Source organism: Schaalia sp. JY-X159, assembly GCF_014525425.1.
GTDB lineage: Bacteria > Actinomycetota > Actinomycetes > Actinomycetales > Actinomycetaceae > Scrofimicrobium.
Genome location: NZ_JACEXI010000001.1, coordinates 244085 through 255982 on the forward strand (window position 1 = coordinate 244085; position 11898 = coordinate 255982).

Annotated in this window: 15 protein-coding genes; 11 read left to right on the forward strand and 4 right to left on the reverse strand. The window is 60.9% G+C overall.

What is annotated here, in order from left to right; all coding sequences use genetic code 11:
- Nucleotides 1–57: 57 nt before the first annotated feature.
- Nucleotides 58–1215, forward strand: a complete 1158-nt coding sequence (locus IDL90_RS01035; RefSeq protein WP_187994035.1) for an MFS transporter — start codon at nt 58–60, stop codon at nt 1213–1215.
- Here IDL90_RS01035 and IDL90_RS01040 read toward each other — a convergent pair.
- Nucleotides 1212–1772, reverse strand: a complete 561-nt coding sequence (locus IDL90_RS01040) for a dihydrofolate reductase family protein (RefSeq protein WP_182140921.1) — start codon at nt 1770–1772, stop codon at nt 1212–1214. The genes IDL90_RS01035 and IDL90_RS01040 overlap by 4 nt on opposite strands.
- 75 nt (nt 1773–1847) lie before the next feature.
- Between IDL90_RS01040 and IDL90_RS01045 the strand changes: the two genes are divergently transcribed.
- Nucleotides 1848–2249 (forward strand): PGPGW domain-containing protein, encoded by a 402-nt coding sequence (locus IDL90_RS01045; RefSeq protein WP_220458719.1) that lies wholly within the window; start codon nt 1848–1850, stop codon nt 2247–2249.
- 35 nt (nt 2250–2284) lie between these two features.
- Here IDL90_RS01045 and IDL90_RS01050 read toward each other — a convergent pair whose 3' ends face one another.
- A complete protein-coding gene (locus IDL90_RS01050) occupies nt 2285–2575 on the reverse strand; it encodes a type II toxin-antitoxin system RelE/ParE family toxin (protein WP_187994036.1) in 291 nt (96 codons plus the stop codon).
- Nucleotides 2572–2805, reverse strand: coding sequence for a type II toxin-antitoxin system ParD family antitoxin (locus IDL90_RS01055; RefSeq protein ID WP_187994037.1), 234 nt, complete (start codon nt 2803–2805; stop codon nt 2572–2574). Before IDL90_RS01055 ends, IDL90_RS01050 begins: the two co-directional genes overlap by 4 nt.
- Nucleotides 2806–2952: 147 nt before the next feature.
- Between IDL90_RS01055 and IDL90_RS11785 the strand changes: the two genes are divergently transcribed.
- The 9 genes from IDL90_RS11785 to IDL90_RS01100 all read left to right on the forward strand — a co-directional run bounded on the left by IDL90_RS11785 (nt 2953) and on the right by IDL90_RS01100 (nt 10820).
- Complete coding sequence (locus tag IDL90_RS11785) at nt 2953–3315, forward strand: UvrB domain 3-containing protein (RefSeq protein WP_398401201.1); 363 nt, start codon at nt 2953–2955, stop codon at nt 3313–3315.
- Between the two features lie 114 nt (nt 3316–3429).
- The gene (locus IDL90_RS01065) at nt 3430–3681 is read left to right on the forward strand and encodes an AbrB/MazE/SpoVT family DNA-binding domain-containing protein (RefSeq protein ID WP_187994038.1); all 252 of its coding nucleotides are present in this window, start codon (nt 3430–3432) and stop codon (nt 3679–3681) included.
- Complete coding sequence (locus IDL90_RS01070) at nt 3678–4040, forward strand: type II toxin-antitoxin system VapC family toxin (protein WP_187994039.1); 363 nt, start codon at nt 3678–3680, stop codon at nt 4038–4040. Before IDL90_RS01065 ends, IDL90_RS01070 begins: the two co-directional genes overlap by 4 nt.
- Nucleotides 4041–4215: 175 nt before the next feature.
- The gene (gene tdh, locus IDL90_RS01075; RefSeq protein ID WP_187994040.1) at nt 4216–5274 is read left to right on the forward strand and encodes an L-threonine 3-dehydrogenase; all 1059 of its coding nucleotides are present in this window, start codon (nt 4216–4218) and stop codon (nt 5272–5274) included.
- On the forward strand, nt 5275–6477 hold the full coding sequence (locus IDL90_RS01080) for a glycine C-acetyltransferase (RefSeq protein WP_187994041.1): 1203 nt from the start codon (nt 5275–5277) through the stop codon (nt 6475–6477).
- A gap of 18 nt (nt 6478–6495) precedes the next feature.
- Nucleotides 6496–8136: a beta-N-acetylhexosaminidase gene (locus IDL90_RS01085; RefSeq protein ID WP_187994042.1), complete on the forward strand. Its 1641-nt coding sequence runs from the start codon at nt 6496–6498 to the stop codon at nt 8134–8136.
- A gap of 1 nt (nt 8137) precedes the next feature.
- A complete protein-coding gene (locus IDL90_RS01090; protein ID WP_223175097.1) occupies nt 8138–8368 on the forward strand; it encodes a glycoside hydrolase family 3 N-terminal domain-containing protein in 231 nt (76 codons plus the stop codon).
- A 214-nt stretch (nt 8369–8582) separates the two neighbouring features.
- Entirely contained in the window at nt 8583–10256 is a 1674-nt protein-coding gene (locus IDL90_RS01095; protein ID WP_187994043.1) for an HNH endonuclease signature motif containing protein, read from the forward strand.
- Nucleotides 10257–10472: 216 nt separating this feature from the next.
- On the forward strand, nt 10473–10820 hold the full coding sequence (locus IDL90_RS01100; RefSeq protein ID WP_187994044.1) for a TM2 domain-containing protein: 348 nt from the start codon (nt 10473–10475) through the stop codon (nt 10818–10820).
- Between the two features lie 289 nt (nt 10821–11109).
- On the opposite strand, the gene IDL90_RS01105 is transcribed toward IDL90_RS01100, so the two are convergent.
- Nucleotides 11110–11826 carry an NAD-dependent epimerase/dehydratase family protein gene (locus IDL90_RS01105; protein ID WP_187994045.1) on the reverse strand — a complete coding sequence of 239 codons (717 nt, stop codon included), beginning with the start codon at nt 11824–11826 and terminating at the stop codon, nt 11110–11112.
- Nucleotides 11827–11898: the final 72 nt, after the last annotated feature.

An 11898-nucleotide genomic window follows, 5' to 3' on the forward strand; every position in this document is an offset into this window, starting at 1 on the left:
CGGAAGTGTGAGAACCGCAGAAGGGGTGGGGTAATTATCAACGACGTAGGACTCGGATTGGCACCAGGCCACCCCGACTACGGCAGGGCGCGTTTGGCGCTGCTGCTTGTCGGGGTTGCAACGCTTGGCCTAATGTATGCGCCTCAACCACTCTTACCCGTTATTTCGGAGCAGTACGCGCTGAGTGCAGCCCACGCCTCATGGCTGATGTCCGCCGTGACGCTGGGTGTTGCTGTCGGGGTGCTCCCACTCGGTGCCGCAAGCGCTAGGTGGGGGCGAGGGCGGATGATCGTTGCGGGGCTCGCCCTCGCCACCGTTGCCGGATTGTCGCTGGGCGTGTTGACGCCGTGGTGGGCGCTTGTCTTGGCACGTTTCATCCAGGGACTAGGTATTGCCGCGGTTCTCGTTTCGGCTATGGCCTGGGTGGTTGACAACGTGGCGCCCAGGGCGGTTGCGCGTGTGGGTGGGCTCTACATCGCTGGCACAACGTTGGGTGGCATGGGGGGAAGGATCCTCTCGGGTGCGTTGACGGACCTGCTTGGCTCCTGGCACATGGGTTTGCTGTGTGCGGGAGTTCTCCTTGCGACAGTTGGGGGCCTGGCACATCTACTGCTGCCAAGCGCCGCACCTCTTCGACCTCGAGTGATCCCGTCCGTTCGTGGGGATCGGTCGGTCGCGTCACGCCGGGTTATGTACGCCCTCGCCTTCTGCGGCATGGCTGTGCATTCGGGGGTTTACAACGCCGCTGCGTTCCGGGGGGCTGCCGCGCCGCTCTTCATGAACCCTGCGATGATCTCTCTTCTTTTCCTTGCGTACGGGGCCGGAACACTCACATCCTCTCTGGTGGGTCGAGTATCTGCTCGCGTCCCGGCCCGAACAATTCACGTGGCTGCCCTGACATGCTCGGCTGGCGGACTCGCTGTGTCCTTGATCCCGCAACTGTGGAGCTTCGTCCTCGGACTTGTGATGCTCTCAGCGGGGTTCTTCGCGGTTCACGCCCTTGCGAACCCGACGGCTGCCCGCTTGTCGGCGCAACCTTCGGCTGGCGCTGCTCGGTACAACCTGGCCTACTACGTGGGTGCGTCAGTGGGGGCAGTCATCTTCGCGACGGCCTGGGACGCGGGAGGATGGGGAGCCGTTGTCGTCCTCGCATGCGGTTTCCTTGCTGTTGCCGCGGTCTTGGCGTGGATCTGGGCGCCGCGGGAAGCGGGTTAGCGACGAGGACGGAACTGGAGGGCGACTGCCCCTGAGGCAAACTCGCGGCGGCCTACTTGCTCAAGGTTGATCAGTGCCTGCAATCCCGATAGCAAAGTTGGGCCACGGCCCGCGAGGATGGGTTGGACGATGAAGACATACTCATCGATGAGCCCCAGGTCGGCCAGTGCCAACGGAAGCGTCACGCCACCCGTCAGTAGGTAGCCGCCTGGCTGCTCCTTGAGGGTCCGGACAGCGTGTTCGAGGTCGTCCCGGATTAGTTCGGCATTCCAGTCGACTGTGTTGAAGGTGCTCGAGACGACGTGCTTCTCCGTCTTGTGGATGGCCTCTGCGAACGGGATCTCCCACTCTTCCATCCACGTTGGCCACGCTCCGCCCTCGGGTTTTCGCCACGCATCCTCCATCATTTGGTAGGTAATCCGACCGAACAGGAGTGCATCTGCTCCATCCATCTGAGAAGTCCAGAACAGCATCGATTCCTCATCTGGGGGAAGTCCTGCCTCATGATGGCAACAGCCATCCAGGGTCACGTTGATCGCGTACCGAAGTTGTCTCATGGGGTCGCTCCACTCTGGTAGCGGAAGTCCGTTCCGTGGGTGTACGTGCTGGTGGTTGTTCCGTAGGATCATGATATGGCGCAGAACACAGAGAATCCCAGGGCGTCAGAAGCCCGCCCTACACAGCAGTACGCCACAAACATGCAGGGTGAGAGTCCGCCAACAGAGGAAGGGTACTTCCGACAGGTTGGGCGCCTCACGCGACAGGCGATCGCCAATAATCCGAAGGCGGACCGCGCTTACCGCACCACGGTTGGGGTTGTCGGTGGCGGAGCAACGGCCTTGGGCGTGGTTATGATGCCGCTGCCGGGCCCCGGTGCACTTGTGGCGATAGGTGGCCTCTCCATCCTGGCAACCGAGTTCAAGACCCCAGCCAAAGTGCGGGACGTGAGCATCAAGGGGCTCAAGGCCGCAACCGCGAAGGCCAAGGAACTGAACGAGAAGCGGAAGGCTGCATCTACAGACCCGGGCAACTAGCGGTGGTCCGATGGAGCCCACGCTCGGGGCCCGCCTCAAAGATGTCGTGTTGGGTCCATTCTCTGATGCAGGATCCGGATGACATCCACTCCATCGGGCCTCTTAACATAGAAAATGAGGTGGCTCCCAATGGAGTATCTGCGGTAGCCAACGCGGATCTCATCGCAGGTGTGACCGCGGCCTGGGTTGTCAGCGATGCGCTCGAGTGCCGCTCTTATCTCAGTAACGTAGGTCTCGGCTTGACGCGCATCCCAGCGTCCCTGCGTGAAGTCCCAAATCGACGAAAGGTCCCGTTGCGCGGCCGGAGTGAGACGATACCGGCTCACGACTTCTTTGCCGCGATGAAGGCCTCAAAGTCAAAAACCTCTGGCGCCCCGCTCTCTTCGCCGGTCACCAGGGCCGCGCGGAGGGCAGCCATCTGAGTCTCCTGATCTTCCAGTAGCCGCAGGCCTGCACGGACTACCTCACTGGCAGACCGATAGCGCCCCGAGGATACTTCCCTGGAGAGGAAGCCCGAGTAGTGATCATCCAAGCTGATTGAGGTGTTCTGAGCCATGACCCAAGCATACCAAGAATTGGTAATTGTCCGCCGCGCGAGGTCGCAGCTGCGTTCCAACCGGGAACTAATGCCCTAACTCTCTCCGATGCACAAGGAGGTGGTTGAACACTGCCTCGCTGTGAAGCGGAAGAGGAGGATTTCAGTGTGCGGGCGCACGGCCTCATCCAGGCTTACTCGCGGACGAACCGGATCCTCAACTCGGTGAAGACGTACGGCAACATCGTGGCGTTCCGCAACTTGGAAGACGAAACCAATGCGGCATTGGAACTGTTCGGAAACAAGGACGCCAAGGGGATCGTCCTTCTGAAACCCTTCAGCGACTATTACGTGGAGTACGAAAAGCTGGTGGGGGACCTGCTTGGGGCGCTGCGGACTTCGGGCACCGACATCACTTCGGTGCTGCCCCCTGTGCCGCGTTTTAGTCGGGGTGGTCAGCACGGGGTAACGAAGCGACGAGTCATCGAAAGGCTGACGGGGTTCTTTGAGCGGTTCCTCGGCCTTGTGTGATCTGGCGGGGCCGTCGCCGAGGGTTCAGTGTGGTGATCCGGCGCGGCGGAAGATGGCGAGTGGGAGGCACGGCGCTCTGTTCCACGCCGAGGTTCGTGGTGGTACAGTTCATGCATGAGTACCACATTTGTTGCGCCGTTGGGAGACCGAGGGCGGTTAGTGCTGCCGGCTAAGCTCCGCGCAAGCCAGAACTGGGAGCAAGGTGACTCTCTTGTATTGGTGGAAACGTCCAAGGGTGTCTTGATTGCGACCCGTCGGCAAGCGCTAGACCTGCTTCGTGACCAATTGGCGGGAGAGAGCCTGGTCCACGAGCTTATTGACGAGCGGCGACAGGCAGCCAAGGCCGAGCAGAGTGGCGACGAGTGATTGTCCTCGACGCATCTGCGGTCCTAGCGTTCCTTGCCGGAGAGCAGGGGAGCGAGATTGTTGAGAGGCAGTTGGCGGGCGGCGTTATCGGTGCGGCAAACTGGTCTGAGGTGCTGCAGAAGATCCGCACGCGGGGGGCCGACTGCGATGTCGCGGCAGCGGTGCTTGCAAGCTACGGCGTAGAGGTCGTGGCAGTGACTGCTGAGGACGCATTGGTTGCAGCTAGGCTGTGGCACCCAAAGACTCCACTGTCGCTGGGGGACCGCCTCTGTTTGGCGCTAGGTGAGCGGATGGGTGTCTCGGTGTTAACCGCGGACCGCGCATGGGGCTCTGAAGGGCGAGTCGTCCAGATCCGCTGAGAGGTTGATCGCGCTTTAGCGCAGTCGTGCGGATTGTGGGAGAGGGCGGTTTAGGGGGCGCGGGCGCCCTCGTACAATAGGTCCGGTAGCCATGACAGGTTACTCACCGAAGTTGCGTTGGAGGTCGTTTCAGTGTTTTTTGTCTGTCGGCGTTGATTTGGCTGTAGGAGGCCGCGTGCGCGCGCTAAGGAAAGTAACTGAAGGTCCAGGACTTGAACTAGTCGAAATACCTGAGCCGCAGCCGGGGTGGGACGACGTGAAGATCCGCGTCAAGCGAGCGGGCCTATGCGGGACGGATCTGCACCTCTACCGCTGGGATGGCGGAGCACCCGGATCACTTACGCCGCCGCAGACGCTGGGTCACGAGTTCTCCGGAACCATTGTTGAACTGGGTGAGGGCGTAGCGAACCAGGAGGGGCCCAACGCGCTCAAAGTCGGGCAACTGGTCAGCGTCGAAGGGCACGTCGTGTGCGGGCGGTGCCGCAACTGCCGGGCCGGGCGCGGCCACATGTGCTTGAATGCGGCTGGAATCGGTGTTAACCGGGACGGCGCATTTGCTGATTACGTGGTGGTTCCGGCCTCGAACGTCTGGGTTCAACCCGACACGATTGACCCCGAACTGGGAGCCCTTTTCGACCCACTCGGCAATGCTGTTCACACCTGCCAGCAGGTGGAACTCACCGGGCAAGACGTTCTCATCACCGGGGCCGGGCCGATCGGAATCATGTGTGTCGCCCTCGCCAAGCACGCCGGGGCGCGCCACGTCGTCATCACCGACCTCAACGAAGACCGCCTTGAGATGGCGCGGAGCGTCGGTGCGGATGCCGCGTTGCAGCCCAACGGCGACGAACTGCGTGCCGCCATGGCTGAGTTGCGGATCCGCGAAGGATTCGACGTGGGACTGGAAATGTCCGGGGCACCCGCAGCATTGCAAACCCTGGTTGACTTCTGCAACCACGGGGCCACACTGGCGCTCCTGGGCCTGCCCACTAAGCCATTCGCCATCGACTGGCACAAAGTCATCACCCACATGCTCACAATCAAGGGCGTGTATGGGCGCGAAATGTACGACACCTGGTATCTGGCCACATTCCTGACGGAAACCTCACCAGAACTCCGTGAGACATTGCGATCCGTGATTACACATCGCTTCACACCGGAGCAGTTCGAGGACGCCTTCGCAACCGCAGGATCCGGGCAGGCCGGCAAGATCATCATGGACTGGGAGAAGTAAATGTACGCAAACAAAGAGCAGGTCGCCGCGGAGTTGCAGAGCATTCGCGACGCTGGCCTGTACAAAGACGAGCGTCCGCTGATGGGCCCGCAGGGCGCCCTCGTGCAAACTCTTTCGGGTCGGGCGCTCAACTTCTGCGCAAACAACTACCTGGGGCTTGCCGACGATCCGCGCATTGTGGCGGCTAGTAAAGAGTCGCTGGACCAGTGGGGCTACGGACTGTCGTCGGTGCGGTTTATCTGTGGGACGCAGGAGCAGCACCTCGCCCTCGAATACGGGATCTCGCAGTACCTGCGTAGGGATGACACAATCCTCTTCTCCTCCTGCTTTGACGCCAACGGGGGGATCTTCCAGGTTCTATTTGGCCCAGAGGACGCCATCGTTTCGGACGCTCTCAACCACGCCTCTCTGATCGACGGGATTCGTCTTTCCAAGGCGAAGAGGTTCCGTTATGCCAACAGGGACATGGCGGATCTGCGCGCTCAGTTGGCGGCGGCGCGCGAAGCGGGCGCGAAGACTATTGTGATCGTGACCGATGGCGTCTTTTCCATGGATGGGTACTATGCACCGCTTCCGGAAATCTGCGATCTGGCGGACGAGTTTGGCGCCTTGGTGATGGTGGATGACTCCCACGCCACAGGCTTCGTTGGGCCGGAAGGTCGCGGTGTCGCCGCCATGTGCGGCGTGGAAGATCGCGTCGACATCCTCACGGGCACGCTCGGCAAGGCCCTGGGTGGCGCATCTGGCGGCTACGTTTCTTCGCACCAGGAAATCATTGATCTTCTGCGGCAGAGGGCGCGTCCCTACCTGTTCTCAAACACTCTGGCGCCGTCGATTGTGGCGGGGGCGAGTGAGGCGATTGCGATCGCGCAGGAGGCCGACGACGCGCGTGAACACTTGCAAGAGATGGCGAACCTGTTCCGTAAGTTGATGGATGAGGCCGGGTTTGAGCTTCTGCCCGGAAGTCACCCGATCATTGCCGTCATGTTCCCCGGCGAGGACGGGGCGCGGCAGGCCACCGCTGTGGCGGCGGAGATGCTGCGCCAAGGGGTGTATGTGACTGCATTCAGTTTCCCTGTGGTTCCGAAGGGGGAGGCGCGGATTCGCGTGCAGATCTCAGCGGCGCACAGTGAAGGCGATGTGCGAGCGGCGGTTGCGGCGTTTGTGAATGCACGGGAGACCGTGGGCTCTGTCGGAATCTGACAGGAAGGTTTGGAGATTATGTCAATTCCGCTAGTTCCCGCGCCCGTTCATGTCGTCGTCGGAGGTGGGTCGTTTGTGCTCACTTCGGGCGAGGTCGGGGCGCCACCACAGTTGGCCGGAGTCATCCAGTTATTTGTTGACGAGGTTGGTGAGGAATCGGGGATTTCCCTGACCTTTGCGCCCTCGGACAGCGCGTCGCCTGTGATCACAGTTGAGTTGAGTAGTGAGGGGCTTGACGCTGTAGCGAGGGCGAGTGGGAACCGGGCTGATGGTAACGCAGAGGCAGACGAACGTTACGGCCTCGCAATCACGACGGAGGGCGTGCGGGTATGGGCGGCCACCCCGGAGGGCGTGTTCCGCGGGCTAACCTCGCTGCGCCAACTGATTGCTGCAGGGGTGTCGGACGGGGTCGCGACCCTCCCCGTGATCGAGGTCGTCGATGGCCCACGATATGCGTGGCGGGGACTCTCGTTTGACGTCGTTCGTACCTTCCACGGGCCCGAGACGGTGCGGCGCGTCATCGACATGCTCGCCGTTCATAAGCTCAACGTGCTACACGTGCATCTCACCGATGACCAGGGATGGCGCATCGAGGTGCCGTCACGCCCCGCGCTGACCGAGGTGGGGTCCACTGGCGCCATCGGGGACCGGCCCGGTGGGTTCTACACCGTCGCTGAGATGGCCGAACTGGTGAAGTATGCGGCCGACCGCTTCATCACCATTGTCCCGGAGATCGACATGCCAGGGCACACTGGGGCGATCTTCCGTTCGTACCCTGAACTGGCTCCCACCAAGGGTTTCTCCGGGGATATTGCGCCCGGGCTTGCGGTGGGGACGCTGGATCCCGGGCGTCCGGAGACCTGGGAGTTCGTGGGGGACGTCCTCGACGACATCATTCCGCAGTTTCCAAACACCGCCTATATCCACGTAGGTGGCGATGAGGCGTTCGGAATGCCTGTGGAGGGGCACGCGGCATTCATGGAGCGAGCGACCCAGATGGTTCGCGACCGAGGGCGGCTTGCCGTGGTGTGGCAAGAGGCGGCGCGGGGGAACTTGAGTAGGCAGGACGTTGTCCAGTACTGGATGGATGCACGAGATACTGGGGCGATACTGGCCAATGAGGCGCTCACAGCGATGGTTCCCGAGGAAATGCTCGGGGTGCTGACAGAGACGCTTTCGCACGTGGCGCAAGACGTGCCGCGGGCGTTGGAGATGGGAACGAAACTGATTGTCTCTCCGACCAGTCGTCTCTACTTTGACCGTCCTCAAGGGGATGCCTCTCGCAATGCGATCCAAGAGGAGATGAGGCAGACGGTCGGGTTGCCCGTCTATCCGCCACTTTCGTTGCGTGAGGGCGTGGAGTGGGATCCAATTGAGGACACCCCCGACCTCGTCTCCGATGGCCAAGTCGCGGGCATGGAGGCTGCCATCTGGTGTGAGACCATCACGGATCGGGGTGAGTTGGAGTTCCTGCTGTTGCCGAGGTTGGGCGGTCTGGCTGAGAAGGCGTGGGGTGTCCCGGGAGCGACCGGATGGGGTGACTACGCTGACCGCCTGGGTGCGCAGGCAGCCCTGTGGAACAGTCGCGGATGGAACTGGTACGAGGACGATTCGGTTGAATGGAGTGAGCCGCTGCGGGATGCAGGGGAGGAACACTGAGATGACTGTGAACGACGTTCGTTTTCCGTACGAGGACGCCTCGTTGCCGATTGACTCACAGTATGAAGAGGTTCGTTTTGGGTTCAACAAGTCTGTTCTCACAGGGTTGCTGTGCGATCAGCTTGGGTTTGATGGGACTGTCTGCACGGACTGGGGCTTGATCACCGACAACGAGGGGATGCAAGCGAAAGCCTGGGTGTTGAGCACCTTACACAGGAAGAGCGGATGCTGAAGATCCTCGATGCCGGCGCCGAGTGATTCGCTGACGCTACTGACGAACCGGGAGCAGATTCTTTCGTTGGAGCGGGGTCTGCGACATTAGTGTGATGCAGACCATAATAGCGGCAGGGGGCTCCTTTTGGGGAGTCTAGATGTCGGAGGTGGGTCGTAGAGTTTATGAGTCGAACAGGTGTTCGATTTAGTTCTCTATGAAGGGGGTGGCGGCCATGGGGATGCGACTCGCGCAGACCGTTGCGGAATTGCAACACGTTGATGATCTGCTGCCGACGGCGGAGCAAATCGGTACAGGCACCGACGTGGAGGTGCTTGAACTCGCACGCTTTACGGCATTTTTGGTGAAGAGAATCCAGGGCGTGGGGGTGGCGTGCGCCGGCGTGCTGGACCGGCGTATCACTGACGGGTCAATCAGCGACGCTGGCGCGGTAGGTTTTGGCGGAGCTGCGCAGCTGGTGCGTGACCTGACGGGTTCCTCAATGGCTGAGGCGCGAAAGCGACTACGGTTGGCTGCCGCGATTACTCCCGGGGATGATGGCAGAGAGTTCGGCTCTGCTCCGCCGTGCGAGCTTGTTGCCGCCGCGGTTGAGGAAGGGCAGGTTTCTGAAGCGGCTGCCGTGCAGATTGTCGACACGCTGAAGCGGCATGAAGAGCTTGGAGGAGCCGCGGGAAAAGAGATGGAGTCGCATCTGATTGGTGTAGCGATGGGTGTCGATACCACAGGCGTTGACTATGGCGCTGTCGAAAGGCAGATCCGCGATGGGAGCCTCTGCGGCGCCTTGGGTTCAGGGCCAGGTAGGGGTACTGACATCCCTGGAACGGGCCGGGAGGCGCACTTGGATGAGGTGCGGCGGGCCTGTAGTCAGGCATCGGACTCGTGGAATCCTCGCAGGGCGGTTGATGCGGACCGTGATGTGACAAAGGGACGTTTTCTGGTGATTGGCCGGCAGGTCGAAGGGCTCGTTTCGATGCGGGGCAGTCTGCTACCAGAAGTAGCAGCAGCTCTTGAAGCAATGACCAATGCAATTACGTCACCACGGGCTCGGATCACGCTAGAGGGCTATGGGCGCGGCAGAGATGCGCTTGTTCATTGCGATGGTGCCGGGCAAGCAGGTGAAGCCCCGGGGGTGACGCATGAATCTGACAGCAGAGATAATGCGTTTGATCGTCGGAATCCCGGGCAGAAACGACATGATGCTTTCGCATCGATACTGAATGTCGCCGCGGCGACAGCCGCCACCACTGCCTCTGCCACCTTGGGTGTGCCCATTCTTGGGGGCGCCGCATCTACAGTGATGATTCAGACAAGTCGTGAAGCGATGGAGCAGCGTCGCGCCGGAGTCGTCCACACAAACAACGGACCAGTCAGCACTTCAGGATTGGCAGTGGAGCACGCGGCCTGTGTTGGGGCAGTGCAGTTCTACTCCGTGGATCCCGGCGGCGCTTTGATCAGCCTAGGTAATCAGCAGAGGACGTTCACTGGCCACCAGCGTCGCGCAATCCTGGCGCGGGATGGCGGATGCGTCATCCCCAACTGTGATGTCCCTGGGCAGTGGTGCGAAGTACACCATGTAACTCCGCATGCTCTGAATGGACCGACCCATACTGACAACGGGGTTCTCCTGTGCTACTTCCATCATCGCCACATCGAAGAATCCGGATGGAATGTGCGAATGAAGAACGGTGTTCCGGAGGTGCGTCCGCCTCGCTGGAAGGACCCTGACAGGCGGTGGTGGCCAACTCGGAGAGTTGGCAGTACGGGCAGTGACACTGGCTCTGAGAAGAGTGCCAGTGGAATCCGGGGCACTACTGGAAGTGGCGCGCTATTGCTCGATCCCGATCGTGGCCACGGGCACGCTGGTGAGCAAGCACCCTTGCTGTTGTAGGCATAGGCGCCGCCATCACAGCTGCCGTTGCACTCGATGTAGGCATGGGCAGCGGCATCACACTCGCCTCAGGCGTTGGCGTAGTGCCGATTCATGCGAGTTCTGCGTTGTTTTTTGATGCGGGGTGTGAGGTGTGTGCCCCGGTGTGAGAAAATGTGATGTAATCCGTGACAGCGCCCGACATTGGGCACGCACAAGAAACTCTGAGGAGCGATCATGACATATCAATACCCGAGTAACGTAGTCGTGCAGCCGACCAAATCGTTCGTCGTCACGTGGTTGCTTTCGTGGCTTCTTGGCTACTTTGGGATTGACCGCTTCTACCTGGGGAAAGTCGGCACGGGCATCCTCAAACTGGTGACCCTGGGCGGCTTTGGCGTCTGGTACCTGATAGATCTGATCATGACCCTAGTTGGCGCACAGACCGACAAGTGGGGGCGTCCGCTGGCCGGGTACAAGAAGAACAGTTCGCTCGCGTGGATCATCACCATCATCTTCACCTTCGGTAGCACCATCATCACGTTCATTTCCGGCGGATTCTCTGCTCTGATGGGCATGTTCTAGGCGAAGACTACTCGGCCGGATGAGCGGTTACCCAATCCAGAGTGTCACGGATCGTGTCCTGCAGTGGGCGCGGTGCGTAGCCGAGCTCCCGGCGTGCTCGTGTGCTTGAGAACCTTCCTGGCTCGGCAAGAACCCGTAGCGAGTACTTGGTAAACAGGGTGGCCGTGCCTCGGAGCCGCGCGATGAGTTCCGCCAGCGGTGCGATTGTGCGTGCAATCCACAGTGGTAGAGCTGCAGGTCGGAAATGTCCCTGGGCAGAAGCGACCGCCGATACGAGCTTACTTACCGGTCAGTAGTGTCCCGGCAACAGGTAGGTGCGCCCACTATGTCCCTTCTCGATTGCAGCGATTGTCGCCTCCGCTATGTCCCGTACGTCCGCGAAGTCATACCCTCCCTTGACCGAAATGAAGAGGGTTCCCGATGCTGCATCCCGCACCAGCCGGGTCAGGTGTGTATCCCCGAAGTCGTGGGGTTCAGCCATTCCTGAAGGGAAAACTACGACGCGCCAGAGATCTGTGGCACCAAGGACAATGCTCGTTGCAGCGGCCTTGGTCTTCGCGTACTCACCGTGCACGGCATCTGGGTTGAAGTCCTCGGCGTGATCAAGCTCCCGAGCGACCCCGTCAACTTCAGGCATGGCGTGCACGCTTGAGATGTAAGCCAACCTTTCGACGCTCGTTGATCGCGCTGCAACAACCACATTGGCTGTGCCACCCACATTTGTTTCCTCGACTAGAGGAGTAACCTTGCCCGCAATCGAGACGATGCCGGCACAGTGCACCACCCACACGGGGAGATCGCTGGACGTGAAGGCTTGCTGCACGGACGCAAGGTCACGTACGTCTATTCGAACAATTTCCAGGTTCTCATCATCTTGGAGGTCGACAAGCGCCGGGGGTACCGAGTCTGCGCGTGGTGGGAGGGCCGGAAATGTTTTGTCAGACGGTGGGATGGCGGGAGGTGTTTGGACCGCGTGTTCCTGGCCCATATAGACCGCAGCACGCACACTCTCTCCCTTTGCTCTCCCTTTGCGAGCAGCTCTCGAACCACATTGTTGCCGAGGAATCCGGCCGCACCT

Excerpts from the sequence above, each read along its gene's own strand:
- IDL90_RS01040 (WP_182140921.1), bottom strand. The coding sequence starts at position 1,772 with ATGAGACAACTTCGGTACGCGATCAACGTGACCCTGGATGGCTGTTGC.
- IDL90_RS01045 (WP_220458719.1), top strand. The coding sequence starts at position 1,848 with ATGGCGCAGAACACAGAGAATCCCAGGGCGTCAGAAGCCCGCCCTACA.
- IDL90_RS01055 (WP_187994037.1), bottom strand. The coding sequence starts at position 2,805 with ATGGCTCAGAACACCTCAATCAGCTTGGATGATCACTACTCGGGCTTC.
- IDL90_RS01065 (WP_187994038.1), top strand. The coding sequence starts at position 3,430 with ATGAGTACCACATTTGTTGCGCCGTTGGGAGACCGAGGGCGGTTAGTG.
- IDL90_RS01080 (WP_187994041.1), top strand. The coding sequence starts at position 5,275 with ATGTACGCAAACAAAGAGCAGGTCGCCGCGGAGTTGCAGAGCATTCGC.
- IDL90_RS01085 (WP_187994042.1), top strand. The coding sequence starts at position 6,496 with ATGTCAATTCCGCTAGTTCCCGCGCCCGTTCATGTCGTCGTCGGAGGT.
- IDL90_RS01090 (WP_223175097.1), top strand. The coding sequence starts at position 8,138 with ATGACTGTGAACGACGTTCGTTTTCCGTACGAGGACGCCTCGTTGCCG.
- IDL90_RS01095 (WP_187994043.1), top strand. The coding sequence starts at position 8,583 with ATGGGGATGCGACTCGCGCAGACCGTTGCGGAATTGCAACACGTTGAT.
- IDL90_RS01100 (WP_187994044.1), top strand. The coding sequence starts at position 10,473 with ATGACATATCAATACCCGAGTAACGTAGTCGTGCAGCCGACCAAATCG.